Source organism: Vibrio ostreicida, assembly GCF_013074385.2.
Lineage (GTDB): Bacteria > Pseudomonadota > Gammaproteobacteria > Enterobacterales > Vibrionaceae > Vibrio > Vibrio ostreicida.
Map to the genome: position 1 here is coordinate 63,838 of NZ_JABEYA020000006.1, position 24,137 is coordinate 87,974.

Annotated in this window: 23 protein-coding genes and 1 pseudogene; 17 read left to right on the forward strand and 7 right to left on the reverse strand. The window is 44.9% G+C overall.

The window, feature by feature from the left end:
* Nucleotides 1-984: 984 nt before the first annotated feature.
* Nucleotides 985-2,025: a helix-turn-helix domain-containing protein gene (locus tag HLM86_RS10570; RefSeq protein ID WP_170882786.1), complete on the reverse strand. Its 1,041-nt coding sequence runs from the start codon at nucleotides 2,023-2,025 to the stop codon at nucleotides 985-987.
* Between the two features lie 185 nt (nucleotides 2,026-2,210).
* Here HLM86_RS10570 and HLM86_RS10575 point away from each other — a divergent pair, with 185 nt between their 5' ends.
* The 4 genes from HLM86_RS10575 to HLM86_RS10590 all read left to right on the forward strand — a co-directional run bounded on the left by HLM86_RS10575 (nucleotide 2,211) and on the right by HLM86_RS10590 (nucleotide 4,004).
* Nucleotides 2,211-2,546: a DUF805 domain-containing protein gene (locus tag HLM86_RS10575; protein ID WP_076589155.1), complete on the forward strand. Its 336-nt coding sequence runs from the start codon at nucleotides 2,211-2,213 to the stop codon at nucleotides 2,544-2,546.
* The gene (locus HLM86_RS10580) at nucleotides 2,543-3,025 is read left to right on the forward strand and encodes a hypothetical protein (protein WP_170882787.1); all 483 of its coding nucleotides are present in this window, start codon (nucleotides 2,543-2,545) and stop codon (nucleotides 3,023-3,025) included. The genes HLM86_RS10575 and HLM86_RS10580 overlap by 4 nt, the downstream gene beginning before the upstream one ends.
* Before the next feature lie 225 nt (nucleotides 3,026-3,250).
* Nucleotides 3,251-3,631, forward strand: coding sequence for a hypothetical protein (locus tag HLM86_RS10585; protein WP_076589153.1), 381 nt, complete (start codon nucleotides 3,251-3,253; stop codon nucleotides 3,629-3,631).
* A complete protein-coding gene (locus HLM86_RS10590) occupies nucleotides 3,624-4,004 on the forward strand; it encodes a hypothetical protein (protein WP_076589152.1) in 381 nt (126 codons plus the stop codon). The genes HLM86_RS10585 and HLM86_RS10590 overlap by 8 nt, the downstream gene beginning before the upstream one ends.
* 1,150 nt (nucleotides 4,005-5,154) lie before the next feature.
* Here the strand turns inward: HLM86_RS10590 and HLM86_RS20480 are convergent.
* Both HLM86_RS20480 and HLM86_RS20485 read right to left on the reverse strand, forming a co-directional pair.
* Nucleotides 5,155-5,385: a DUF2726 domain-containing protein gene (locus tag HLM86_RS20480; protein ID WP_390226094.1), complete on the reverse strand. Its 231-nt coding sequence runs from the start codon at nucleotides 5,383-5,385 to the stop codon at nucleotides 5,155-5,157.
* The gene (locus tag HLM86_RS20485) at nucleotides 5,373-5,603 is read right to left on the reverse strand and encodes a DUF2726 domain-containing protein (protein WP_390226091.1); all 231 of its coding nucleotides are present in this window, start codon (nucleotides 5,601-5,603) and stop codon (nucleotides 5,373-5,375) included. The genes HLM86_RS20480 and HLM86_RS20485 overlap by 13 nt, the downstream gene beginning before the upstream one ends.
* A gap of 751 nt (nucleotides 5,604-6,354) precedes the next feature.
* Here HLM86_RS20485 and HLM86_RS10600 point away from each other — a divergent pair.
* The 8 genes from HLM86_RS10600 to HLM86_RS10630 all read left to right on the forward strand — a co-directional run bounded on the left by HLM86_RS10600 (nucleotide 6,355) and on the right by HLM86_RS10630 (nucleotide 12,384).
* On the forward strand, nucleotides 6,355-6,978 hold the full coding sequence (locus HLM86_RS10600; protein WP_076589149.1) for a DUF6058 family natural product biosynthesis protein: 624 nt from the start codon (nucleotides 6,355-6,357) through the stop codon (nucleotides 6,976-6,978).
* 150 nt (nucleotides 6,979-7,128) lie between these two features.
* Entirely contained in the window at nucleotides 7,129-7,578 is a 450-nt protein-coding gene (locus tag HLM86_RS10605; RefSeq protein WP_170882788.1) for a hypothetical protein, read from the forward strand.
* Nucleotides 7,579-7,760: 182 nt separating this feature from the next.
* Complete coding sequence (locus HLM86_RS10610; RefSeq protein WP_170882789.1) at nucleotides 7,761-8,675, forward strand: alpha/beta hydrolase; 915 nt, start codon at nucleotides 7,761-7,763, stop codon at nucleotides 8,673-8,675.
* 143 nt (nucleotides 8,676-8,818) lie between these two features.
* Nucleotides 8,819-9,400: a hypothetical protein gene (locus HLM86_RS10615; protein ID WP_170882790.1), complete on the forward strand. Its 582-nt coding sequence runs from the start codon at nucleotides 8,819-8,821 to the stop codon at nucleotides 9,398-9,400.
* 110 nt (nucleotides 9,401-9,510) lie between these two features.
* Nucleotides 9,511-9,966 carry a hypothetical protein gene (locus HLM86_RS10620; RefSeq protein ID WP_143678220.1) on the forward strand — a complete coding sequence of 152 codons (456 nt, stop codon included), beginning with the start codon at nucleotides 9,511-9,513 and terminating at the stop codon, nucleotides 9,964-9,966.
* A 114-nt stretch (nucleotides 9,967-10,080) separates the two neighbouring features.
* A complete protein-coding gene (locus HLM86_RS10625; protein WP_076589147.1) occupies nucleotides 10,081-10,872 on the forward strand; it encodes a carbon-nitrogen hydrolase family protein in 792 nt (263 codons plus the stop codon).
* Between the two features lie 96 nt (nucleotides 10,873-10,968).
* Entirely contained in the window at nucleotides 10,969-11,229 is a 261-nt protein-coding gene (locus tag HLM86_RS20490) for a GFA family protein (RefSeq protein WP_438273022.1), read from the forward strand.
* A gap of 219 nt (nucleotides 11,230-11,448) precedes the next feature.
* Complete coding sequence (locus HLM86_RS10630; protein WP_170882791.1) at nucleotides 11,449-12,384, forward strand: DMT family transporter; 936 nt, start codon at nucleotides 11,449-11,451, stop codon at nucleotides 12,382-12,384.
* Between the two features lie 22 nt (nucleotides 12,385-12,406).
* On the opposite strand, the pseudogene HLM86_RS10635 reads toward HLM86_RS10630, so the two are convergent.
* The 4 genes and pseudogenes from HLM86_RS10635 to HLM86_RS10650 form a co-directional block, all read right to left on the reverse strand.
* Nucleotides 12,407-12,526: pseudogene (locus HLM86_RS10635) on the reverse strand (Lrp/AsnC family transcriptional regulator); the annotation flags it as partial.
* A gap of 223 nt (nucleotides 12,527-12,749) precedes the next feature.
* The gene (locus HLM86_RS10640; RefSeq protein WP_076589144.1) at nucleotides 12,750-13,127 is read right to left on the reverse strand and encodes a DoxX-like family protein; all 378 of its coding nucleotides are present in this window, start codon (nucleotides 13,125-13,127) and stop codon (nucleotides 12,750-12,752) included.
* 94 nt (nucleotides 13,128-13,221) lie between these two features.
* Complete coding sequence (locus HLM86_RS10645; RefSeq protein WP_143678235.1) at nucleotides 13,222-13,617, reverse strand: VF530 family protein; 396 nt, start codon at nucleotides 13,615-13,617, stop codon at nucleotides 13,222-13,224.
* A 175-nt stretch (nucleotides 13,618-13,792) separates the two neighbouring features.
* The gene (locus tag HLM86_RS10650; RefSeq protein WP_143678218.1) at nucleotides 13,793-14,521 is read right to left on the reverse strand and encodes a substrate-binding periplasmic protein; all 729 of its coding nucleotides are present in this window, start codon (nucleotides 14,519-14,521) and stop codon (nucleotides 13,793-13,795) included.
* Between the two features lie 502 nt (nucleotides 14,522-15,023).
* Between HLM86_RS10650 and HLM86_RS10655 the strand changes: the two genes are divergently transcribed.
* The 5 genes from HLM86_RS10655 to HLM86_RS10675 all read left to right on the forward strand — a co-directional run bounded on the left by HLM86_RS10655 (nucleotide 15,024) and on the right by HLM86_RS10675 (nucleotide 24,056).
* Nucleotides 15,024-17,075 (forward strand): hybrid sensor histidine kinase/response regulator, encoded by a 2,052-nt coding sequence (locus HLM86_RS10655; RefSeq protein ID WP_076589141.1) that lies wholly within the window; start codon nucleotides 15,024-15,026, stop codon nucleotides 17,073-17,075.
* A 313-nt stretch (nucleotides 17,076-17,388) separates the two neighbouring features.
* Nucleotides 17,389-21,684: a LysM peptidoglycan-binding domain-containing protein gene (locus HLM86_RS10660; protein WP_170882792.1), complete on the forward strand. Its 4,296-nt coding sequence runs from the start codon at nucleotides 17,389-17,391 to the stop codon at nucleotides 21,682-21,684.
* Complete coding sequence (locus HLM86_RS10665) at nucleotides 21,656-22,438, forward strand: immunity protein TsiV2 protein (protein ID WP_170882793.1); 783 nt, start codon at nucleotides 21,656-21,658, stop codon at nucleotides 22,436-22,438. Before HLM86_RS10660 ends, HLM86_RS10665 begins: the two co-directional genes overlap by 29 nt.
* Nucleotides 22,439-22,458: 20 nt before the next feature.
* On the forward strand, nucleotides 22,459-23,190 hold the full coding sequence (locus tag HLM86_RS10670; RefSeq protein ID WP_170882794.1) for an immunity protein TsiV2 protein: 732 nt from the start codon (nucleotides 22,459-22,461) through the stop codon (nucleotides 23,188-23,190).
* A gap of 125 nt (nucleotides 23,191-23,315) precedes the next feature.
* A complete protein-coding gene (locus HLM86_RS10675; RefSeq protein ID WP_076589131.1) occupies nucleotides 23,316-24,056 on the forward strand; it encodes an immunity protein TsiV2 protein in 741 nt (246 codons plus the stop codon).
* Nucleotides 24,057-24,137 lie beyond the last annotated feature (81 nt).

Below are 24,137 nucleotides of genomic sequence, written 5' to 3' on the forward strand. Positions count from 1 at the left end.
TGTGACTCCAAATGTATGATTATTTCAAGCGCATCATACTCACAGTTGCAAGGAGTTTTATATTTTTGAGCAATATTATCGAGCCCAGTCACATCGTAAGCGTAAGATTTTATTATGTTATTTCTATCATTAAAGTAAATTCAGGACACACACCGTAATCCCACACCGTCATCCTGAAGGGGGGAGTGGCATAGTTAATTGGGCTTTCTGTGTTTGCGATAACCCGAAGTTTCACTCAGTTGTACTGGTCTATCCTGTCCCTGACCACGTTCTGCGCCCTAGACTCGGTGTTCACTTTGTCGTGCTTTAATCAGCAAACCACTTAGCGCAATTAACGGAATATTGGTGGAATTTACTGGGACAAATTTACTGGCACAAATTTACTGGGACAGGCACCGTTCTGAGTAGGGTGTGTCCTCGTTATTTTATGTAGTCTAAGGGGGCGAAAGCCCGCCTGTTTGGTGCTTATTCTGGACTAAAAGCCTCCCCATTGATGCCATAGGCCCGAAGGAATATTCCTTGGGTCTCTCGGCAGCTTTCTAAGCCCCGCCTCACTTTTCAGGTACATCTTTTTAAAGTGCTCGCGTCTGGCTCCCCAAGCTGGCATTTTGCTTAGCAAAGAGACGGCGCTTTGTAGAACTTGAGTTGTAGAACTTGGACAGAACTTGGGACAGTCACCTAAGTCAGTCCTATGGACAGAACTTGGGACAGTCACCTAAGTCAGTCCTATTAAGTGGCTAAAACACGGACCGTAAGTGGTTATAATAACGCCAAAAAATAGGCGTAGGGCAGAGAGTCCCTTTAATGGACATTACGAAGAAAAGTGCCTGTCCCTGTAAGCGCTTTCCTGTCCCTGTAAGCGCTGTAAGCGTAGTGAGCGTTTCCTGTAAGCGTTTTAAGTGTCTACAAGATATTGATGGTGAGCATAACCCCTGCGTGTACGGCAAAGTTCCTTAATTCAATACCCAGTCTTATGGGAGAAGATCACTTAGGGGGCATCTCTATTTTTCGATATTCACTTGGTGTCATCCCCGTCATTCTTGAAAACTCGCGGTTAAAGTTGGACTTGGTCTGAAAACCGGAGTTCATGAATATTTGGGTAATGGTATCTTGTGACGTCATCAAAACGTATTTAGCGTGATCGATACGATACTCATTGATGATTTTAGAAATGTTCTGCTGGTGGACCTGATTGACCGCGATTGAAATCTGTTTTGCGGGCACACCTAACCTGCGTGCAAGTTTGGAAAGCGTCAGCTCTGGGTCGAGGTAAAGTGAGTCTTGGCGAATCTTAGCATCTAATAGAGAAGTGATTTCTTGAGCACGCTCCTTGGTCATGCTCGGGCAGCGGGTTGGCTCCTCACTATGACAGTGTCGTTGTTTTGATAGTGATTCCGCTGAAACAGGCGTATTGATCCCAGCCACGACTACCGCTATCGATAACACGGGCAACAGAGTTAAATGTGCCGCAGTGAGGATGTAAAGAGACCATTCCCCTTGGTTGAACGCAAAATCTAAAGACATGAAAGTATCCACAAACGCGGAAAAGATCAGCATCCACCCAGCGATACTCTCTGCTTTCTTTACCCCTTCCCAATTTCCTAATGAGACATTAATCAGCGCCTTTTCTTTGGACGATAAGCGGATCAGTGCCACTCCATATCCAACGTAAATTAAGGTAAGGACTTCATCGAGCGGCAGTGCCAAGTAAGATTGAGTGATAGAGATAAAAGCCACCAGCAATGGCGCAATGAGATGTTGAATGGGCAAGAAGCCTTTATCACGACTTGCAAGGGCAAACGTATACCACGCAGCAATCGGAATTATCGAAGCAAGAATAGGCTGTGCCATGCTGAAGACGCCTAACTCAAATGTCCAGCGCAAACCGATCATTGCTGTTGTCGTCGCACATAGACCTAAAAACAGGCTAGCAACTCTCGCTTGTTGACCCACTCGGATGAAAAGGGTGATCGCCAGTAATCCGAGTAACATAGAGACAACGAACGGAACGGGAATGGTAAGCATAGTGGGTCCTAGATGAATAAAAGGGTACTTTATTGAGTATCATTAATGGTAACCCAATGAAATATAATTAAAACTCAAACATAGACCAATACCCGTTTTGAGACGACCTAAAACCCGTTTGAGGACGCTTAACCCCCGATTTGAGAGCAAAATGTGGCCGTCAATCGATAAAGGAGGTGACATTTATGCTGTTCTATTTTCTCGCTTGGAAAAGAAGCTTAGATTTTTCGGGCCATTCGTCCCGTAAAGAATTTTGGGTGTTTATATTGGGTCATGCACTGGTGACTATCGGATGTATTACCGCAGATATCATGATGGATATGGTCATTTGGTTTGGCATAATTTATGACGTTGTCAGTGTCATACCTATGCTTTCCGCAATCGTACGTCGACTGCACGATATTGGCAAATCAGGTTATTGGGGCTGGGTCTTTTTCATTCCGCTATTCGGGCCGTTTCTGCTGATCTATTGGTTAGTGCAACCGACCAATACTCAAATAAATGGGGAGACCTTTGTATGAAAAGAGTCATCATTCTCAATATGCTCTTATCTGTTTTTATCTCACAGTTCAGTTACGCCTTAACCGCACCACCTTCAGGTGCGTTGGGTGTTCTAACGGTAGACAATATGAGGCAAGGACAGCTCTTTAGGCTGAACGGGCGGGTCGGAGAAGCAAACTATACATTTACTCATCAAGACAAGAAAACATGTAGTGTGAAAGTGCCTGTTGCTGTAGGCAGCCTTTCTGAAGCAAACTTGGGTATCACAAAAACGAAAGGTCTTACTATCGTCGTGTTGAGCCAGCGACTCAATAAGGCGCTTATACAAGGAAAACGGGTAATGAGTATCGACTGGCATTTCGCAAGACAAGCGGAGGCCGATAATGTCGACGGTCTGATTGTCAGTGGCATTAGCCCTAATGAGAGTTTCGTCCTAAATTCTAGGAGACGGTGGATTTCTTGGTTTTTGGGGAAAAGCCAAAGTGCAGTTTGCCGCTGACGAAGGGGGCTAAGTTGTCAATCCATGGTCTTGTGATCTTGATTGGAATCGGCCCCTTTTCAAATTGCTGTGGTCAGGAAAAATCACTGTAGTTATGAGAAGCGGGTTCATTCAGTAACCCACGCACAGTAAAAATACCACGCGTGCCGAATCACTCTTGAACGATTACTTGCAGCAGAAAAACGCCGATATGAACAGTTTGGGGCACTTGGCGGAGTCAACAATGTGCGAATATCTGATTCTATTATCGAAAATGGTAGAGTAACTGAATTAAGCTTGGTCAATATTATGAGTGAACTTTCAATAAATGCGGGGCAAGGAGGTCGAATTGAAGCTGTAGTATTTATAGGTGAATATTTTGATAAAGCCTATCAATGGTTGACAAACCCGAATGGACCTTATAGAAGCCCTGACAGGCAACCTTATGATGCTACAGATTTTAATTGTATGCAGTTTGCATTGGATCTACTTGATGCGCTTGATATAGAAACGCATTGGGCGGGGCTTATTGTAAAACCTGATGAAGAAATGGAAGAACTTCAAGAAGATTACAAAGACCTTAGATATTCACCAGGCAGCAGAACCTTGGAAATAGAAAATGACTAAACCCCTTAAAATAATTTTAGGACTTGTAAGCATCATTCTATTAGTTATCGCGACAGCGATAATAAATTTTCATCTTAAGACTCAATCTGCAGCGTATGTTGATGAACTCGGTGAAACTAGACTGAAAGGCTATCCAACAGCAAGGTTTCTAGGAGGTAAAGCTTTCGGATGGTTTATAGTGCAAGAGCCAACACAAGATGCAGTAATTATAACTGTTCTATCAGAGAGTGGTAACGTTCAAGGGCGCTATGAGCTGATGGTTCCAGAATCCAAACGTGATGATTTCACGACAACAGATATCGTGTTTTTCAATAATGAAGTTTTTACTCTCTCAGATGGTAGTACGCTCAATGGCATACTGTTAGCAGAATAGTAATGAATGAGTACACATGATGGCTTCTGGACAGCGGTTTAGGCAGGTTGGTAGCGCAGCTCATTTGGCACTGCATGCCATTGCCTAAATTGTTGAACAAAAATAGGCACAACGAGAGCGCATCATTGCCCTGCTGAGCATTAGAGATTTCTCGAGAAGAGCCGTATACAACGGTGAACTGCTCTTTCGCAAGGATTCAGGCCTGAGTTTTGTGAGAGAGCTGGGTGTTGATAGATTCCGTGAGATTCACTAACGTTAATGATTAGTCGTAGATGAACCGTTAATAAAATGGACGATAGCTTTGAAAAACGCCGCTACCGTCAAACATTGGGATAAGGGAGCAACCATTCCAAAAGAATGTAAACGGCTTATGAGGATGTATAAACGGCTAGAACTCTCTTACAGTAAAGATTGGATTGGTTTAGTATGAACAGAAGCAGAATGGAGTTACCCACTGGACAGCTGATCACTCCTCAGCAAATCTTAGCCGGAATCGGACTACTGGAGATTAAAACGTCTACTCAGCTGTTAAAACTGGCGCGCTGCATAAGTGGTATAAAAAGATAAATGTTATTAAGGCTCTTGTGTGAGCCTTATCAACTAGAATTGAACACTAACAAAGCAAATAAGTTAATGGCCATCCGTTTGTAGATAGCCATCATAGTCACCTAAGAAAGCAAGATGCAAAAGGCGGTCATAAAAAACAACCAGTTTAAACACATAAAAATGTCAGAAGAACACTTCTTTTCTCTTCTTCGATGTCTTACAAGAGGATAAACCATACAGAAGTATGAGAATAGAGCACCCGCCCCCATACTATTCATAGCAATGTAGTTTTTGCTCTTAAAGCTTTCTGGCTCTTTCGCCAAGTTGTCTACTAATTGATTGATATGTTTTTTATCTCCTAAGGAATAGACGACAAAATGATAAAAATAAACTCCCCCCACGCGAAAAATAACAAACCCAATAATGGTTTTATGTCCAACATTTATCCCCCTAGAAACTCGATCTAACACTGAAATCATTGAAAATGGGCTTATTTATATACTCTTCAATATCATCAGGTATTTCTTTCTCAATATTGCTTTCAATTTTTTCAAAAAATAGGATCTGCACCATAGATGCCCACTCCATAAACAACAATCTATCCTTATGTGTGAATCGTAGAGAACTGCGTTTCAGGGGGAAGGGCAAGGTCACTTTCTATCTGAACCGGATCATAGAAACGAGCAGACTGAAATCTCACCAAACGATGTTGTCCTTCTAGGACCTTGTTGACGTACTCATCTCGTTTCTTTCGCTTGCTCCACTTGTGAGTGCTATCGTCTAATTCAATCACAGCCATAACCTTAGTTTGACAATCTGTGATCACAAAGTCCATTCTCTTGGCCCACGCCCGAGAATTTTTTTCCAATCGACGGGCTGAACCAGCGCCATCAAAGAAACCTGACAATGAATATCATAGTCAGATGGGATCGCCTGTTTCAAAGCAAGGTGAAAGTTCCGTTCATTTTTCGTCGTCAGATGGGAAGAGCGTTTGTGCTGTGGAAACGACTCTTGCTCAGCAGTGCAGGGGATCACGTCAAAATTATCTTGCATCTTACGCGCAGAATAGGGGTGTTTTTTTAATGGCGTTCGCCGAGAGGTACTCCTTAACTTTTCGATTTTCTAGGTCGCCCTAAAATGAAAGAAATATAACCAAGACAGGCAATGATCATAAGTAAAACTGAGAAGCTCATTTCATACTCCATTATGTGCATAAATCCATCACTATAGTACAATCGGGGGGGGGGAATGCTGACGCGCTGCGCTTGTCGGATTTGATGGAGGCAATGTTAAGCCGCTTTTGCCCCATTTCTTGTTAGATCAAATGCTCTACACATTTTAGGGGCGTGCGTTTTACCTACAAAATCTAATATCAAGTTCATGGATAATTTACTTACCATCTTTACTTTCTTTTCTGTATATATACAGTTTATTAAGTTTGAATATGGAAAGTGGCATGTTTTATTGAGTGCTTGGTCTCGCTTTACCGATGGTTGTTTTTGTAAGTCATTGTTTCTTAAAGGCTTGTGCTTTTCCCATCTTGGATAACACGCATTGTTAAAAAGAGATAACATGCCAGCGTGTTTTTATGTGAGGATAGAGTACAAATCTCGATGTATTTTTTCTAATTTTTAGTGGGTTATGATAAATTAATCGAAAGTCGGGCAGGGAGAAAAACGAGACTGCCTGTTATTAATAATGTTAGCTTTTTGGTACCAAACTATCAGAATTTACGATTCAAATTGTAATGTATAATACTGTATGTAATGTCAGTGTTTTACTCACATATAATGGAACTGTTTTTATGATGCTTGTTAATTATTTAAATGCAAACTTCATCACCTTGGAAGAACTGTCGAGCGTAACCAATATAGATCAAAAAGAAATTAGGTATTATCAAACCGAGAGGCTGATGCCATTGGCATCGTACAACTTAAATGTTGCACTCGATTGTAGTTCATTTACTGGTACTCATAATGAAAAGTACGTTTTGGAGTACTATGCAAGAGGGTATATTTCTTGGCTAAGCATAGTCCACACACTAAAATGTAAAGGTCGTGTATTTGAGGAGTTCTCTAATCGTTATAGCAAGGCAATTTCTGTTTTGAAAGGCGCTACATGCGAGGTTGAAAACTCGGGATTGAATGAAACAATCATGGAAGACTGGGAACACTTTTTACAAGGTACTTACGGGCTTTGTACTAAAACAGGGCTTCCAGAAGATATTGCAGCTAAGGGGTTCGCTGTTGATCAAATTAAAGCCCTACTAGAACGCGAAGTACTTAATAGTAATGAGATAAAGCGCCTTGAATACTTTGTTAATCTACTTGATAGCGCTAGTTCTTCTTTTGCTCCGCATGAAAGGTTAGATAGTTCACGACATCGTCTAGTTAATGAAGTACGACGAAAATATAAGCTTCAAAGCTAACAAACAATTTAAGAGGGATTCCCCACGCTTGGCACTTTTAGTTTGGGTCAAGTTTAGTGTTTACGGTGTCCAAATTGAGTGTTGTGGTTGCGTGGCTCACCCCTTAATTGGGCGTTATAACTAACCAAAGGTTTTAGTCGTGGAGGTACTTTGGATACTAGAGTAGCTATGTGCATAGGTATCGTATTGTCTTTGCTTTACGACGTATTCCAAATTTATATGTCTTGGGATAATAAATTGCTACTACTCGTTGGGGGGGGAAGCCTATGCGCGGCTCTTTACGGGCTTCAACAAAACCTTTCTAGTGAAGAAGAGTTTCAGCTAGAATGGTTAAAGTTTTATACAATACCTATGGCAATTCTAGTATTAGGACAAGCTTCATTACTCGACGACTTGTATGTTAGAGGTTTTGCTATGGCTGGAATTATTTCCGAAAAAGTAATGCCAGGTGAGACTCTTGACTACTTATTATCGCTTGAGGCCTTGTTGTTTTCCTATGCATTACCTTTTGTCACAATCATTATGTACTGGTTAGCACTACTTTTTTGTAGGCTGGTTAATTTGTTAGAGCAAGCAATTGAAAAAGTACTTGAGTTATAACAAAGCAATTAAGTCGGATTCTTGTTCGCGTGCCTACTCGCTATCGCTCAAACATAGCACGCGATCATTCACCGCTTATTGCGGCGTTATATCTAATTTACATCACACATCCAGACTGTATGTATATACATACTTCTGTGCTGGTATATTATTCTCCGGTTTTTTAGTGATAGAGTTATAAAATGACCAAGTACCTAGAAGCTGGCATCAGAGAGCTAGTCGAGGAATTTCAATCAAATGGCAAACTTTGCCCTTCAGTACAAACAATCACTGATCGTCGGGCTGGCTATGTCGGTAGTACTATATTAGCTGGTGATAGCCCTAAAATTGAAAGCGAATACTTAGATGTAATTAATAGTATTCCGGTTAAAATTTACAAGCCTACAGATGAAGTGAACTTACCTATAGCGGTCTACTTTCATGGAGGCTGTTTCATCAGTGGTGGCTTTGAGACACATGATGCTCAGCTAAGACAAATTGCTCTTCTATCCAACTCGATAGTTATTTGCATCCAATACAGGCTGGCGCCTGAACATGCTTATCCAGCAGCACACGATGATGTCTACCAAGCTGTACTTGGCATTAAGGCGCAAGCGCATAAGTATGGTGGTGATTCAGAGCGTTTAGTCTTTATTGGTGATAGCGCTGGAGGGCAGTTGGCTTTAGCGACGACGCTTAGGCTAAAAAAGTTAGAACAGTGGCTGCCTCGTCAGCAAATTCTTATTTACCCAATGCTGGATCCAACAGGTAATTCGCAAAGTTACAGAGAAAATGGTTCAGACTATATTATAACGGCAAATATGCTTCTTTCTGGTTTCGAGTTATACGCGAACTGTAGCTCTAAAGACATTACCGAACCAGAGCTTAATCTTTTAAGCGGTGACTTCAGCGGTTTGCCTATTACAACTATTATTACCGCAGAGTTTGACCCACTACGCGATGAGGGTGAGGAATTATACAAGTTGATGCGTTCACAAGGCGTTGACGCTTACTGCGAACGTTATTTGGGTGTAATTCATGGTTTCTTTCAGTTGTCTGGTGTGTGTAATTCGGCAAAACGTTGTATCGCTGCAATTTCAAACCAAATAAAAAATTAGATATAACAAAGCGTTTAAGCCGGATCCCCAACGCATGGCGTTTTCGGCTTACTTCAATTTAAGTGTTTATGTCACAATGGTTTAGGTAGGGTGGTTAGCGTTGCTCACCACTTAACGCGGCGTTAGTTTTATAAAGGATAATTATGTCATTGATAGAGTCGGCCTTAACTTCATTTGTTGTAAGCGGTATTTGGTTAGCCATTGTTGGCTTTTTATGTAAGTCACTTATAGCCAACTTGCTTGGAAGAGAGTTAGAGGCTTACAAAGGAAAAATTGCTGCTCAAAACATTGAACACCAAGTAGTACTATCAAGGTTACATGAAAAAAGAGCTGATGGGATATTGTCGATTTATCTAGCTTTAATCGAGTATGTTGACGTTTCAAAACGCTTTATTCATCAAGCAGAGCATATTGAAGAAAATGAACGTGAGATATTAGTGGAGGACATGAGTAGATCTGCGACTCATTTTAGGGATGTGTACGTGAAAAATCATTTATATTTAAATGAAAGTCTATGCCAAAGAATCCAGGCAACGTTCAAAGAAGTTCAAATCCCAGCTCATCGCTTTATCTTTGCTTTCTCAAGTTTTATGCATAGTGAAATTGCACCTGAACATGAGTACGATGAGGCTTGGAAGACCGCATTTACAACATTCGCAGACACTATTCCACCTCTATTATCTGAACTGGAAACAGAGTTTCGGTCGATTCTCGGTGTAAAATAAAACTAACAAGGCGCTTAACAGTGACCCTAAACGCGCGGCATTTTTGCTTTGCAAAAGTATATGCCACGGTTTTGGGCACGTTAGCTTAGCGTTAGCACTCAGATCGAGCTATGAACTACATACAGGAAAATACATCAAAGGTTCGCTTCTATACGAGTATGAATGATGTGGCTCGTTGGCTTGAAATCGATCTTGAAGATTACGATTGGCATATTTCCGATATTGAGGGGGCGTGGCCAGAACTAGATGATCCATCATGGGTGCGAGGCGAAGCTCTATCTTCGAAGCTTCAGGAATATGATTATCAATTTGTCTGGTCGGTAATTTCTGCCTTTCCGAAAAATACGGAGCCATTTACCACTGACGAGCCGTTTGCTGATGGTAACCAAGGGTTCTGGCAAGGTGAGCCAGAAAAACAGCTTAAAAACTCCCTGTTTGAAATTGTATGCTGGGATAGTAGTGCAACCCTATTCATCGGGTTATCCGATGTCTTGGGTAATAAGCTTGTAGCGAATGCTCCAGGTGTCAAAGATTTAAACAAAGAGAATGCGCAGCGTCAGTGCTAACAAGCGCTTCCAGTCTGACGCCAAAACCTCCGCGTTTTTGTGTTACTCGCTTCGCTCAAACATGACACACGTCTACTCACAACTTATTGCGGCGTTATGTTTTAAGGAGGAAACTTGGAAATTGGTGTAACTATAAGCTTGGCTCAAATCCCGATCGTGAGAGGCGACTTATGTGGAAATATTGAAAGTCACATTAAGATGATCGAGGAATCATCTTCTTACAAAGCTGATGTTGTCGTTTTTCCGGAATTATCATTGACGGGCTATGAGTTAGATTTGGTTTCTGAGCTAGCGTTTTCGCCTGAGCCGTTGAGTTTTAAAGAACTCTCTCAAGCGTCAGTTGAAAATGAGATTATAGTTATTGCAGGTTGTCCGCTAAAAGCTAACAATTCCTCAAAGCCAACAATAGGTGCGGTAGTTTGTTTTCCCGATGGCTCAGTCCAATTTTATTCAAAGCAATATCTGCATGAAGGCGAAGATAAGCATTGTTCTTTTGGGGCGACGGATTACTTCTTTACTGTGAATGGGCATCAAATAGCGTTGGCTATTTGTGCCGACTTTATAACACCGGAACATTCTCTGCGGGCTAAAAAGCTCGGTGCAGATGCTTATGTTGTAAGTGCTCTAATTTCTGGTAATGGCTTTACCCCTGATTCTAAAATCCTATCCGAAATTGCTTTAGAGCAACGAGTTCCAGTACTTCTAAGCAACCATATCTCAGAAACAGGTGGCTGGAAAACTTGTGGTAAAAGCTCAGTTTGGGATTCATTTGGGAAGCTCATTATTAGCTCTAGCGAAAAAGAAAGTGGTTTGGTTTTGTGTACTATTGCTGGCAATGAGATCGAGGCTACTAAAACATACAAAGCGTTTAAGACGGATTCCCAACGCTTGGTATTTTCAGTTTGATTCAGCTTTAGTGTTTACGGCACAATAGTTTAGGTCGGGTGGTAGCGTTGCTCACCACTTAACGCGGCGTTAGGCAACCATTAGATAGGAGATAGCATGAAAAAACATATAGGAAGTTGTAGTTGCGGTGATATTGAATTTTACTTTGAAAACGATCCGATAAATTCAATTTTTTGCTATTGCAAAGAGTGTCAGGCGCTTACTGGGTCAGATAAGTGGTTTGGAGTTTGGGTGCCAAGAGATGATAAATTCAGGACACACACCGTAATCCCACACCGTCATCCTGAAGGGGGGAGTGGCATAGTTAATTGGGCTTTCCACGATAAATTCAGGACACACACGGATAAATTAATGTAACTTGTTGCTTAAAAAACCTTGCCAGATCCCAATTAAACCAATATGGTGATTATTCAATCACATTGAGAATAAACAATGACTTTCATCCACACTAATCTCTGGCTCCTACTCGATATTGCCCGTAGTCGGTAGGTTTTAGTGTGCCTGGCTGCGAGAATCGTAGCCAACAACCCGCCACTTTTCTCGTTGCCCAAACCCAAAAATAGGAAACGAGAATTCATGGATACCTCCCCAACGTCTGTGGTTACTGAGCGCAAATTTGGACTTTCATCCTTTCAAATTGGTGTCGTATTAGCCCTGCTTGGAACTGTACTTTTTTCAATCAAACCCATTATGGTTAAGCTTGCTTATCAGTATGGTGGAAACGTGGAATCCATCATGTCGCTCCGAGCCATTACGTCTCTTCCATTTTATTTGGTCATTCTGCTTCTGCTATGCCAGAAAACAGAAAACCGGCAGCTGGTAAAAACTCATGGTTTAAAGGCCATCGCTATAGGAGTATTGGGTTACTACGGGGCCAGCTATCTCGATATCGTGGCATTAGAGTTTATTTCAGCGCAGCTTGAACGTTTACTGTTGTTTTTGTTTCCAACTTTTGTTGTTTTGCTCACTTGGGTTGCCTTTGGAAAACGACCCACTTTGATGACAGCCCTAGCAACATTGATGGGGTACTTAGGAATCTCAGTGGTCTTTGTGCAAGATATGCAGTCGTTTGGTGACGCGGTTTGGTTTGGCGCGGGGTTGGCTGTTGCATCTGCTTTCGTTTTTGCGGTCTATTTAGTCTTAAGTAAAGGGCTGATTACACAAATGGGCAGCAAGTTGTTTAACAGCTTAGGAATGATGTCTGCAGGTGTAGCCATTTTAGTTCATGCGCTTGCCGTTGACTTAGATCCAACCAACTGGAGCTGGCAATTGATTGCAATTGGAACCTTCATGGGGTTCTTCTGTACTGTCTTGCCTTCGTACATTGTTGCGGCTGCCATGGCGAGGTTAACACCAACCGAACTCAGCCTCTCAAACAACATTGGACCATTGGTGACGGCTATTTTAGCCGTAGTGATTCTGGGCGAATTGTTTACTATTTGGCATGCCATTGGTATGGCATTGGTGACCGGTTCAATTGTGCTTGTTAACCGTAACAAACAGGCCGAATAGATGTACTTCACCCGAAGATGTATCACCTTACATCTTTGGGTGAATCCATGACGACCATGGTCGAAATAGAATTAACCCATGGCGCTTCGCCCAAGACATCGGCATGAATGCGTTTATAGGCAATCAAATCTTTCGTTTCTACGATAAATTCCGTAAATTCAGTCGTAAATTCGTAAATTCGTAAATTCGTAAATTCAGGACATAAATTCAGGACACACACCGTGACATAAATTCAGGACACACACCGTCATCCCACACCGTCATCCTGAAGGGGGGAGTGGCATAGTTAATTGGGCTTTCTGTGTTTGCGATAACCCGAAGTTTCACTCAATTTTACTATCCTGTCCCTGACCACGTTCTGCGCCCTAGACTCGGTGTTCACTTTGTCGTGCTTTAATCAGCAAACCACTTAGCGCAATTAACGGAATATTGGTGGTCACGGGATTAAAAGCTTCAATCAAAAGCTGAGGTTGAAGAAACATCACCGCCAACAATAACAAAGCCAACCCTGAAATATTCAGGATATTCATGAGCGTATATTTATAGAATAGGAAAAATAACACGCCAAAAACAACTTCACCAACGCCGGCAGCCCGAGTGATTAGAATGGAGACCTCATCGGAAAAACCGAGGCTAGACGTGATTAAGTGCTCTAGTGGGGCAATGTGGACAAGCTTGGGGAATATACCGTGGTACAACCACGCAAAGCTTATCACGTATCTGCAGATTTGAATGGAAGACAAAACCTATCCTTGTGTATCTCGCTAAGTGAGTCAGAAACCCCGCCTCTCATCTCGCTAAAACGCCACGCCTTGAAGGCAAAACGTGGCGCAGGCATTAACGGCGGCGTGATCGCTCTTTGTGCGCTGATGCGGCTTTTGCTTGTGAGGCCAAAATGGAATCCACCGTCAGTACCATAGGCTCTTTCGGCTTGAGGCCGTGAGGGAAGGTCCGTGCACGGGGAGACAAATCAAACTCTTCACTCGAGGCGCGGGGCATACGCTTAAAGCGGTATAGGTAAAAGTTCTCGAGTTTTTCCCTCGCCCAATCGGTTTTCTTGAGATACTTAACGCTACTCGCGACCGATGGGTTGGTATGAAAGCAGTTAAAACGCATGGCTGTATCGAGAATGTCCCAGCCATAGAAGTCGACCAGCTCTTGGAGCAGGGTATCTAACTTAAGGCCGTGCAAAGGATTATTTTGTTGTAATTCAATTCTTTCTTCATCCGTCATCATAACGAGTTCCCAAATATCTAACGAACCGAGGTCGTGGCTGGTGTGGTTTCCGCTCTCAACAAAACGGTGTTTGTCTTGTCAAGATAGAAAGGCAGCGGATTCTAGCAGAGTTCGCCCTCTTTCCCTAATCTGAATGGTTCGACTTTCCCCGTGAGGTGGGCGTTGTGACTCTTCATTGATCATCATCGCTTTTCAGAAGGGTGTCAAACGTCCCATCTTCTTTAAGGGCCAAAATGGCGGCGTTGAGTTTGTCGATCAGCACTGTGTTGTCGCCCTTTCTCTTTTTACTGATCGGCGTATAGATATTAAACGTTTTATAGGGTGGGTAAACGGTTTTAAGTTTACCCGTTAAGTCTGGATGTTGATCCATCAAAAAATGGAATTGATGCTCCGCCATCAGCACTAATTCGACCCGTCCGACGGCTAATTTTCTTAAACTTTGCAAATCATCGGTGGTTTCATCGATATCAAAACCTTGCTCTTGAAGGATCTCTAAGTGGGCACCGCCGCGCATGCCTCCAATGGAATAAGGCTTGAGCTCGTTGAGTTCGTTATACGTGATGTTGTTGTCATACTTCTGGATAAAGATTTCATTGACGGAATAGATGGGGTCTGGGTAATAGAAAAACTGGGTTCTCTCTTGAGTGAAATAAGCGCCTAATAAACCATCGTATCTGCCGTCTTTGGCCCACTCCAGTGCTCTTACCCAAGGAGTCACGAATTCGATGTGCAAATCATACCCTGCTTTTTTAAATACGGCGCGAGATAACTCGGCAAAGAAGCCGTAGTTGGGTAAGTGCTCAGCGTATAAAGGTGGCCAGTCAGTGGTCGTTAAGGTGATTTTTTCTGCATAAGCGTTAAAACCCACCAGAGCCAGCATAACAGTGAGTGGTATTTTCATTGGTTTAACCTGTACAAAGTCAGCCCCTATAACCGTTCACTATAACTCTAGATCAGTTTTAACGTATTGTGAACGAGGCACGTGAACCGCACTTTTTGCGTGATGATGGCCACAAATATGGCACGTCTCATGCCTGAGACGCCGTGTTTTTGCCTAGCGAAACCGTCACTCTTTCCGCACCAACCTGCATTTTTACGCACTTGACCGACAAAATCACACCAATCGGTGGCGGTTCTGCCGTCAGTTTGTCACGGTGCCAGTATTAACGAAGGCTGTTACCCTCTCAGGATTGGTTAAACGGGCCCATAAAAGAAACAAGCCTCTTGATGTTATTCGCAATGTTTAGAGAGAATATGCGAGTGAAAGCAGATTGTTACGATCGATTTAATGAGCGCTCCCCTGTTCGTGACCGAGATATTATATATAATCAGTTTTCAAGCATAAAAAAGCACTTAGTTATGCAATTAGTCAATATTTCACTTGGATTAATAAATTATTTCATATGAATGCCATTCGTAAAGTTTATCAGTACGCAGAACCCAATTTAACGCTGGTTGGATGGATGGGGTTTGCCGGGTTCCCGATCTATTACTTAGTGTGGGCGTTTCTGTTCCCCCAACCCTATGAAAACGGGCCACTGCGCTTCTTTTGTGCGCTATTATTTTTGGTTTTTATTTGTCGTAACCATCTGCCAACGGCATGGCGCAAGTACTTTCCCATCTATTATCAAGTGGCGGTCACGCTTGGCCTACCGTGTTTCTTCTTCTATATGTTGTTGATGAACCAATGGTCCACCATTTGGGTCATGTCGTTTATGTCGGCGATCTTCCTGCATATATTATTGGTTCGGGTGACTTGGGTGATGTTCGCTCAAACCTTTGTTGGCATTAGCTTAGCGATCCTTTTTGCTTGGCTGATGCAGGGGTTTCATTTATCGACCACAATCAACTGGACCCATGTGCCGATATTCTTATTCAATTACCTGTTTGTGTATTTATTCTACTTTCGTAATCAAGCTGAGCATGACGCCAAAGTCTCATTGGCGAAGTCCTTTGGTGCGGGGATTGCCCATGAGATGCGAAACCCGCTGAGTGGCGTGCTGGCCTCGATTGATCTGATGCAGTCTTTGTTGCCCACGCCGAACGATGAGCCAGACAACACTCACTATCAACTGAGCGCTGAAGACGTCACACAACTGCGAGCCGTGAGCGATGAAGCAATGAATATTATCCATTCAGGTAACGAGACGATCGACCTTCTCCTGACCTCGATTGATGAAAACCGAGTCTCACGTTCAACCTTCAAAAAACAGTCGGCACACACCGTGGTTGGGGACGCCATCAACAGCTTCAATTATCAGCGTGCGGCCGATAAACAAGCGCTTTCTTTGGACGTACAATCGGATTTCGATTTCTTGGGCAGCGACACCTTATTGAAGTACGTAATGTACAATTTATTGAAAAACGCATTCCATCACCAAAGCCCAGAAGACTTTCATATTCACGTCACCCTTTGCAGTGATGAGAACGCCAATTACATTGTGGTGACCGACAATGGCGCCGGCATATCGAGCACGGCAATTCGCCGTATTTTTCAAGACTTTTATACCACCGGTCAATCGGGAAGTTATGGCTTAGGGCTACCCTTTTGTCAGAAAGTCATGACCTCGTTTGGCGGGGACATTAAATGCGAATCTCAGTTGGATGAGTGGTCACAGTTTACCATGACGTTCCCCTTGATGGCGTCAGACACGGTCAGGCAAATCAAAAGTGAGCTGATCAAGCTTAAAACGATCTTGATGGTCAGTGAGCAAAAGATCCTCACCACCAAGATCACCGAAATAGCGCGCCTGATGGGGTTTGAGCTGACGGTGCTAGATAGGGCCTCGGCACTCAAGAGAAAGGAATACCAGTTTGAATTTGACTTGATATTCGTCGATTTGGAGAGCTTAGAGACAAGAGGGAGTTACTTCTTTAAAGTGGCCTCCTTGTTTTCGTTTACCGAAGCGCGCATTGTCTATTTATTTGAACGTTGTGCCATTGAACGCACACGCCATGCGGCATACGAGCCAGTATGGGTAGAGACACAAGTGTGGTTATTGAATACCAAAGCAACGATCGAACGTTTATTGTTTGATTGCAGTGAGGTGATGCCCCCGCCACCTATCGAGCCGATCAAGGCCGTCACCCAACGGACGATCATGGTCGTCGATGATAATCAATCCTTGCGCCGCTTTACAGCGATGCTCCTCGAAAAACAGCAGGGCTTTCACGTGATTCAAAAGGAAGATGGCCAGCAAGCATTAGACGCCTTAGAGCACCACAAGGTTGACTTGATCCTGATGGACATCGAAATGCCAGTGATGGATGGCGTTGAAGCGTCCCGTCGTATTCGACGGTCCAACAAAGCGTACTCGGGCATACCGATCATCGCGCACACTGGCGACAGCTCGCCGATCACACTCGATAAAATGGGGTCTTCCGGCATGTCTGACTTTATTGTTAAGCCGGCAGACAAGAATCGATTATTGGATAAAATCGCCCAGTGGATCTAGGCCAGCACTCTGGGTTGACGATCATCGGCAAGCCAAGATTGGCCTGAATGTGAGGGTCAATACCGTGAGTCGGCGTTGTATTCATAATATTTATGGCTAGGGGTGGGGGATTCACCCCAGAACTGAATACGCCAGTGTTGAGACTCGCACGCCGCGTCAGGGCGGCCATCAATATTGGAACCGAATCGATGTTTTGTCACTTTGACTGCCAATTTAGTGAAAATACCTATCAAATAAGTGCATATGACTAGAGAATAACCACAGGGTTTTTCGTTACAATTTACACTAACATTTTCTGTTTAAATTCAGTGCTATGACTACCATTACTTCAAAAAAACGCCGAGTCGTGCAAGCGGGTTACGCCCCGATTGTTGAAGATGTACCGGTTTCTCGTTCCTCGTGTGCGGTTGAGCACTCCGAAAAGGAACCCAAGTTGGCTTACTCAATTGAGTTTGCCTGTTCTGAATCGGTGTTTAAACAGGGCGTGGAGCCGTACCTTGATATTCGCCTCAAATCCACGCTTGAAGAGTCGGCCATTAAGCAATGGTCTTCCCGTTCAGTCAAACATTCGACGCACTACACCTGCTCGGTTGAACAACAACAAAGCAAACAGCTATTGGTCAGCGCGTATCCCAACAGCTTGATTCCTTTTGGGCTCGACAATGTCCAGCCGCATCCAAAAGATGACGTCACCATCGAAGAAGCCTTTATTCCCATTCGCCCAGCGATTCAGGTCGGTGAACAGCTAGGCCTGCCGACGCAGGGTTTTGTGTACCACTTTCTTGATGGTCAAATGCTGAGTGAATACCAGTTTGGTGGTGGCCGTGATTATCATTTCCTGCGCACCGAAAGCGTGCCAGGGGCCATGAACCCAACCCCAGATAACTCCCGCGCTACCGAATTCATTCTGGCCTTATGGAAACGGGGCGGTGAAGTCGTGCAAGACCAGTACCTGTTTTTTAGCCGCAAAGAAATGGACGATAACGCCATGGCGCTGGTGGATGGGGCTTTCCTTGAAGAGCACGGCGTTAAGCTCGATATGGCGGAGTTGGTGCCATTGAGCGAAGGCAACCCGAGCCGTAAAAATCACACCGTTGTTGAGGGTGATACCCTCGCTGACATTGCCGAGACGAACAGTCTCACCCTTGAAGAATTAACCGATTTCAACCCTTTTTGGCGCAACCAAGATGCCTTGCTGCAAGCGGGCGATAAACTCTACCTTGAGCCGGTCAGCGTGTATAACCATGGTGTGGATGTCAGTTATCCGACCAACACATCGATGATATTCGAGAAAGTGCTGTCCTTGGGTGAGATCAGCACCAAACCCGCTTTTCCTGTGGTGAAAGTGGCCGAATCCGAGATCGCCGGTTTTGCGGCGATAGCGCCAGTGCGATATGCCGTTGACGCAGTGATACCGGAAAGCCTCCTCAAGCCTGTGCTTGAAGGCATGCACCCCATCGATGACGACAGCCGATTTCCCGGTGGGATATTCAAGTCTGAAGAGGTTCCCTACACCCTGCGCCAGTTGCGAGACGGCTGGCTCTATACCCTCCATCAAGACCCAGACAATGATCAATGGCAACTGCATGAGTATCAGGTACAGGGGGGTGAATTTTATCGCTTCAAAGGCGACGACGCCGCGGTGCGACGTGAGGCGAAGCCCGAGCCGGTCCAATCGTATGTGATGACCCGCACCGATTGCCCCTATTACGTGGGGTACGCTAGCCAGCGTTGGACTCAACGTGTGGTCGATTATTACCTGCACACCGAACAGGCTCGACAAGATTGGCTCAGAGAAATCAACGTCGGGGTCCATCGTACCCATATTGACGAGATAGAAACTCTGGTGGCCGATATCGGTGATGATAAAGACTTGAACGTCTTTAATTGGAGCTCTGCTATCACGGATTTGGACGAAGACGATGAGTTTAGCTTGATGTCTCGCCTGATCTCACGCAACAAGAAAAGCTATCAGTATCAGGTGCCAAGCCATGCGCCGCACGCCATGGTGGTACTCGATGACCCAATGGCCGACCTGAACGATTTGTATCTACGTTTAGCGCGCTCGGTTTTGCCGACCGTGTTGGATGAGGAAACCCTACGCAAAAGCGTGGTGGCGCAAGCCGTCCGCGCTTTGGTCAGAATCTCGCTGCCGCCGGAGAGCGTCAAGGCCATCGAGCCAAAAGACTGGGTTGACGTTGACCAAGACATCGATACGTGTTTGGAATATCAGTATCTTCTACCTCGGAAGGATGAACTTCATACCCCTACAGGAGCGCATTTTCGGGCTAAAGCAAAACCCATCTTTGATGAGTACCCCAAGGCGATGGCACGCCTTGAGGCTAGGGGTATCGATCCGAGCATGCTGGAAAAACGCTTCGATGAATATATTGAGCGGCGCAAGGCTCACCAACAGGTGAAATGGCCGGAGTTAGATGCGTTCTACAAGCAACACCTTGAGACTCAGGCTAACGCTAATATAGCCGTTCAGCGAGATTTACCGATATTGGTGTCCGCGCTCAAAACCTTAGGCAACGATCCGCGTCATTTGGGGCTAGATATTGGCGAGCACGACCATCAATATACGCTCAGTACTTTGATGAACTGTATTCTGCATGTGTTTGATCTCGGCGCCTCAGCCTGCTCAAACGATGAGGAGGATGAGGGTGAGGGCGAGAGCAAGGGGAAAAACCTCAATAAAAGAATTGAAGAGCTGTTAACCAACCCAGATAACCTCGCCGGCGTGGCCTCAAACTATTTCTCAAGTAAGGTTTACGCCAAAGTTGAGGATTTGGTCGCCTCGATTGATCTGGGCGAGTTGGGCCAAAATAACGCCATTCCGCTGGGTGGCTTTCTGGCGGCCTTTAATGATGTGGTGGGCTTTAATGACCCCAACTCGGCACTGTTTACCGCAACCAAAACGCTGCTGGTGCCCGTGGAAGAGATCGTCAATAATGCCAAAGCGGCGGTCGCCGTTAAGGGCGATAAAGCAATTGATGCCATGCAGTTAATGCGTTTCAAATTGGTCAATCGCTTGGCAAACGTGCCAGGGCTCACGGCGCGCCGCAATATGGCAATGTCACTATGGGGTCAAGTACAGGCGAGTGGTGGTAAGCTGTCGCTTGAGGATGAGTTTCCAGAGCGCGAGAAAGGAACCAGTCAAAAATATCACAAGCTACTTAAAAGCGCGTTTGAAGCGCAAAAAGCCCTGAAGGCTGAAACCAAAGGGTCCAAAGAGTATCAGCGCAAGAATGATGTCCTCAAAAATCTGAATAAAAAGGTGGCCCATTTTGTTGGGAATACCCCAAAATTATTTAGGGGCTATCAAGATAGCCAGATGAACAAGCATGTTTTTTCAGATAAAGTGAACGATCTATCAAAAAAATGGGACGTTGTGGGCGGGATGGATATTGTGGTGTCAACCTTAAGTGTCATCAATGTTCTCGTTCAGATTTCCGCCCTGCAAAAAGCGGTGGCGGACGCACCCTACCCAGATACCCGCCGCATTAAAATGACCGTCAGCTACAGTGCCGTGTGGATGGTCAATATCATCGGTGCCCAGGTGCGTGGTATGGCGTTTAGGAAGCTTCCGACAACCAGTAGATTCCTTGCCCATTCTTTAGATGATATTAAAGTCAAGCCAGGAAAAGAATTTACTAAGTCCAATACACTCCATGCCGAAAAATTTATTGCCCGCTCGATACTTGCTGGGGCCGCGGGGGTCATTGCTGCTGGTCTGGAAGGCTGGCAGATAATTGAAGATTATAATGCGTCCAATGATCGTCTCGAAAAAGCGTTGATTATTCTTAAAGGAGGCGCCTTAGTCGGTCAAGGGAGCAATTGGGGCTTTGTGGCGTTTCAGGCCCTACGATCTCGTTACCTTGGGTTGGCCATTGGCAGGTCGATGGCCGGATGGGCGATGTCTTTCAATATATGGGGCGCGGCCTTGTATTTGGTGGTAACCTTTCTAATTTCGTTGACTCAGAAAACCCCGCTGGAAACTTGGCTATTAAACTGTGTTTGGGGCAAAGAGCCGGATCCCGATTTAAGCGCTGAAGAGGAGTTTTTCAAGTTGTATCGGCTGATCAACCAGCCTTCCGTACAAAGCCAGTTGTTAAAACGTAAGATGATGCCGCTAAGTTCATTCTCGGCGACATCAACCGAGGTCTTCATTGACCAGTCGATCACGATTACGCTGCCCAATACTTATGAGTACGATAAAATTGCTATGACCTGTTTTATCGATTCACGCGGGCGAGAGCGCGAGGTCCTCAGTGCTCAAGATTGGGCTCGGGGTGTATGGTCGAAAGACAGTGAAGAATCGACCACGTATTATTTCAAACTGACACTGCCCCGAACGCTGCGCCATATTGTGACTTATCATGAACGCTCAGAGCCGCCTCAGATCAACCTGATTGTGCTTAAAGATCTCGATAGCCCGTACCAAGACGATCCGGAGCAATTTAGCAGCACCATTTACCAGTCTAAGCTTCAGGCGGGTTTTAATCAAAACAAAGCTATGGTAATACTGGATGCCATCCCATTGAATCATAAACCGATTATGTTAGAGGTCCCCAAGTATGAAAAAACCGACAGTCCCGCTACCTGAGCTCACGCCAGAGTATCAACAGCGCGCCAGACAAGAAGTCGAGGACGCAAAGGTCCTCTATCAATTTACGTTGATCAAAGAGCCATTTTTTGATTACGGCGCAGCGATTCCCACGTGGATTGGAGCGGGGTTATTATTTTGGTTTGCCTCCTTGGGAGGCTGGATTGAGATGTCTATTGTGATTGTGCTTGTTGGGTTCAGCGGTTGGTACCTCTTTTACACTATGAACCCTAAGGTTGAACAGGTGGTCACGCTCACGGAAAAAGGCATTATTGTCAGTCAGTTGGAGATGGTACCGGAGATGTGCTACACCGTGGTGCGCTACTCGGCTTATTTTACCATTGGGGTGTCCTTAGTGGCCTTGCTGGTGATAGGGCCGATGGCTTTTGCGGGGGCAGGCGCCGGTGCCTTGATGGCGTTTAAGATGACGGGGGTGGTGAAGCGGCCTAAGGTAGAGATTCAGCCTCTTGTTGAAGGAATTGTCTATAAAGAGGAGAAAGGTAGGGTGCAATTTAAGCATGGCTTACATTGCTGTTATTTGTATATTGATCTTGAACCCTATGGTTTAGACGATGAGACCTTCAACAAAGTGCAAGAGCTTCACGATGTATGCTACCACGCCGACTCGGATACTCAGCGTCAGTTTATCAAAGCGGTTCATCAGGTGATAAAAACTCGGGAAGTTGAGCCGCTATGGTTGACCGCACGCAATCAAAAACGTAAGCAAAAGGGTCAAGACAGTGAATCGGCATAGTGTAGAGGCCCCTTAAGAGTATGACCGACACATTAACACCGCTACCTGAGCTCACACCAGAGTATCAACAGCGCGCCAGACAAGAAGTCGAGGACGCAAAGGTCCTCTATCAATTTACGTTGATCAAAGAGCCATTTTTTAATTACGGCGCAGCGATTCCCGCGTGGATTGGAGCGGGGTTATTATTTTGGTTTGCCTCCTTGGGAGGCTGGATTGAGATGTCTATTGTGATTGTGCTTGTTGGGTTCAGCGGTTGGTTCCTCTTTTTTACCATGAACCCCAAGGTTGAGCAGGTGGTCACGCTCACGGAAAAAGGCATAATTGTCAGTAACTTGGAGATGGTACCGGAGATGTGCTACACCGTGGTGCGCTACTCGGCTTATTTTACCATTGGGGTGTCCTTGGTGGCCCTGCTGGTGATAGGGCCGATGGCTTTTGCGGGGGCAGGCGCCGGTGCCTTGATGGCGTTTAAGATGACGGGGGTGGTGAAGCGGCCTAAGGTAGAGATTCACCCTTTTATTGAGGGAATGCTCTATTTGGAAGACAAAGGCGAGTTACGTTTTAAACACGGTTTAACTTCTTATTTTTTATTTATGCATCTTAGACCTTACGGTTTAGATGATGACGCCTACAATGAAATGCAAGTCCTCCATGATGTTGTTTACCACGCTGATAGTGATACCCAACGTGATTTTATGAAAGCAGTCAATCAGGTGGTCAAAACCGAAGAGATTGAGACGGTGTACCCGTGATATGTTAGAGGCCCCTTAAGAGTATGACCGACACATTAACGCCGCTACCTGAGCTCACGCCAGAGTATAATAAGTAAGAAACATCCTATTGAATCGTAGTATTTTTATATGAAGAGTCCTCCGTTATGACAGACACGTTAGCAGAATTGCCCGAGTTAACCCAAGAGTATCAACAGCAAGCCGAGCAAGCGGTCAAGGACGCCAAGGTCCTTGATGAGTTTGAACTGGTCAAGGCGCCCTTACCCAGCAAGTTTATGCCCATCCTTTGGTTAGTGGCCAGCGCCCTTGGTGTGTGGTTCGGCATGTCATTGCCCTCGTTTGGGTTGTTTGGTGTACTGGTTTTAATCGGCGCTACGGGGGCGTACCTATATCAGGCCAGAAACGTCAAGATCCGTCAGACCGCCACACTGACGGAAAAAGGCATGATTGTGACCAATGTAGAACAGGTGCCGGAGCGCTGCTATACCGCGCTGCGCTACTTTGGCTATTTTGTTATTGCGATGTCTTTGGTGGGTTTGAGTGTCATTGGACCATTGTCTCTGGTGGGTGCAGGCGTGGGAGCGGGGGTATTATTGGTCACGTATAAGATGGCTGGGGTGGTTAAGGCGCCGAAAATAAAAGTCACCCCGCTGAAGCAAAACGTGGAGTATTGCGAGATTGAAAAGAAGGAGACGTTTAAAAATGGGGTCTCGAGTTATTTTTTGCTGCCGTATGACTATACCACTGAGCGAGCGTATGACAGCGCATTTTCTCTTCACATCTATTTTTACACTGCTGCCTTTGATGCCCCTGCGGAGCATCACCAGACGTTCATCAAAGCAGTGAATCAAATGGTGACATTTAAAGAGTACGGGCCCGTCGATTAATGGCGACATAAATGATCGGCTATTGGTCATGACGATAGTGAGACAGTCAGTGGGAGCGGGGATGATCCCAGATGGGTTCAT

Excerpts from the sequence above, each read along its gene's own strand:
- HLM86_RS10570 (WP_170882786.1), bottom strand. The coding sequence starts at position 2,025 with ATGCTTACCATTCCCGTTCCGTTCGTTGTCTCTATGTTACTCGGATTA.
- HLM86_RS10575 (WP_076589155.1), top strand. The coding sequence starts at position 2,211 with ATGCTGTTCTATTTTCTCGCTTGGAAAAGAAGCTTAGATTTTTCGGGC.
- HLM86_RS10580 (WP_170882787.1), top strand. The coding sequence starts at position 2,543 with ATGAAAAGAGTCATCATTCTCAATATGCTCTTATCTGTTTTTATCTCA.
- HLM86_RS10590 (WP_076589152.1), top strand. The coding sequence starts at position 3,624 with ATGACTAAACCCCTTAAAATAATTTTAGGACTTGTAAGCATCATTCTA.
- HLM86_RS20480 (WP_390226094.1), bottom strand. The coding sequence starts at position 5,385 with ATGGACTTTGTGATCACAGATTGTCAAACTAAGGTTATGGCTGTGATT.
- HLM86_RS20485 (WP_390226091.1), bottom strand. The coding sequence starts at position 5,603 with ATGCAAGATAATTTTGACGTGATCCCCTGCACTGCTGAGCAAGAGTCG.
- HLM86_RS10600 (WP_076589149.1), top strand. The coding sequence starts at position 6,355 with ATGATGCTTGTTAATTATTTAAATGCAAACTTCATCACCTTGGAAGAA.
- HLM86_RS10610 (WP_170882789.1), top strand. The coding sequence starts at position 7,761 with ATGACCAAGTACCTAGAAGCTGGCATCAGAGAGCTAGTCGAGGAATTT.
- HLM86_RS10615 (WP_170882790.1), top strand. The coding sequence starts at position 8,819 with ATGTCATTGATAGAGTCGGCCTTAACTTCATTTGTTGTAAGCGGTATT.
- HLM86_RS10620 (WP_143678220.1), top strand. The coding sequence starts at position 9,511 with ATGAACTACATACAGGAAAATACATCAAAGGTTCGCTTCTATACGAGT.
- HLM86_RS20490 (WP_438273022.1), top strand. The coding sequence starts at position 10,969 with ATGAAAAAACATATAGGAAGTTGTAGTTGCGGTGATATTGAATTTTAC.
- HLM86_RS10630 (WP_170882791.1), top strand. The coding sequence starts at position 11,449 with ATGGATACCTCCCCAACGTCTGTGGTTACTGAGCGCAAATTTGGACTT.
- HLM86_RS10645 (WP_143678235.1), bottom strand. The coding sequence starts at position 13,617 with ATGACGGATGAAGAAAGAATTGAATTACAACAAAATAATCCTTTGCAC.
- HLM86_RS10650 (WP_143678218.1), bottom strand. The coding sequence starts at position 14,521 with ATGAAAATACCACTCACTGTTATGCTGGCTCTGGTGGGTTTTAACGCT.
- HLM86_RS10655 (WP_076589141.1), top strand. The coding sequence starts at position 15,024 with ATGAATGCCATTCGTAAAGTTTATCAGTACGCAGAACCCAATTTAACG.
- HLM86_RS10660 (WP_170882792.1), top strand. The coding sequence starts at position 17,389 with ATGACTACCATTACTTCAAAAAAACGCCGAGTCGTGCAAGCGGGTTAC.
- HLM86_RS10665 (WP_170882793.1), top strand. The coding sequence starts at position 21,656 with ATGAAAAAACCGACAGTCCCGCTACCTGAGCTCACGCCAGAGTATCAA.
- HLM86_RS10670 (WP_170882794.1), top strand. The coding sequence starts at position 22,459 with ATGACCGACACATTAACACCGCTACCTGAGCTCACACCAGAGTATCAA.
- HLM86_RS10675 (WP_076589131.1), top strand. The coding sequence starts at position 23,316 with ATGACAGACACGTTAGCAGAATTGCCCGAGTTAACCCAAGAGTATCAA.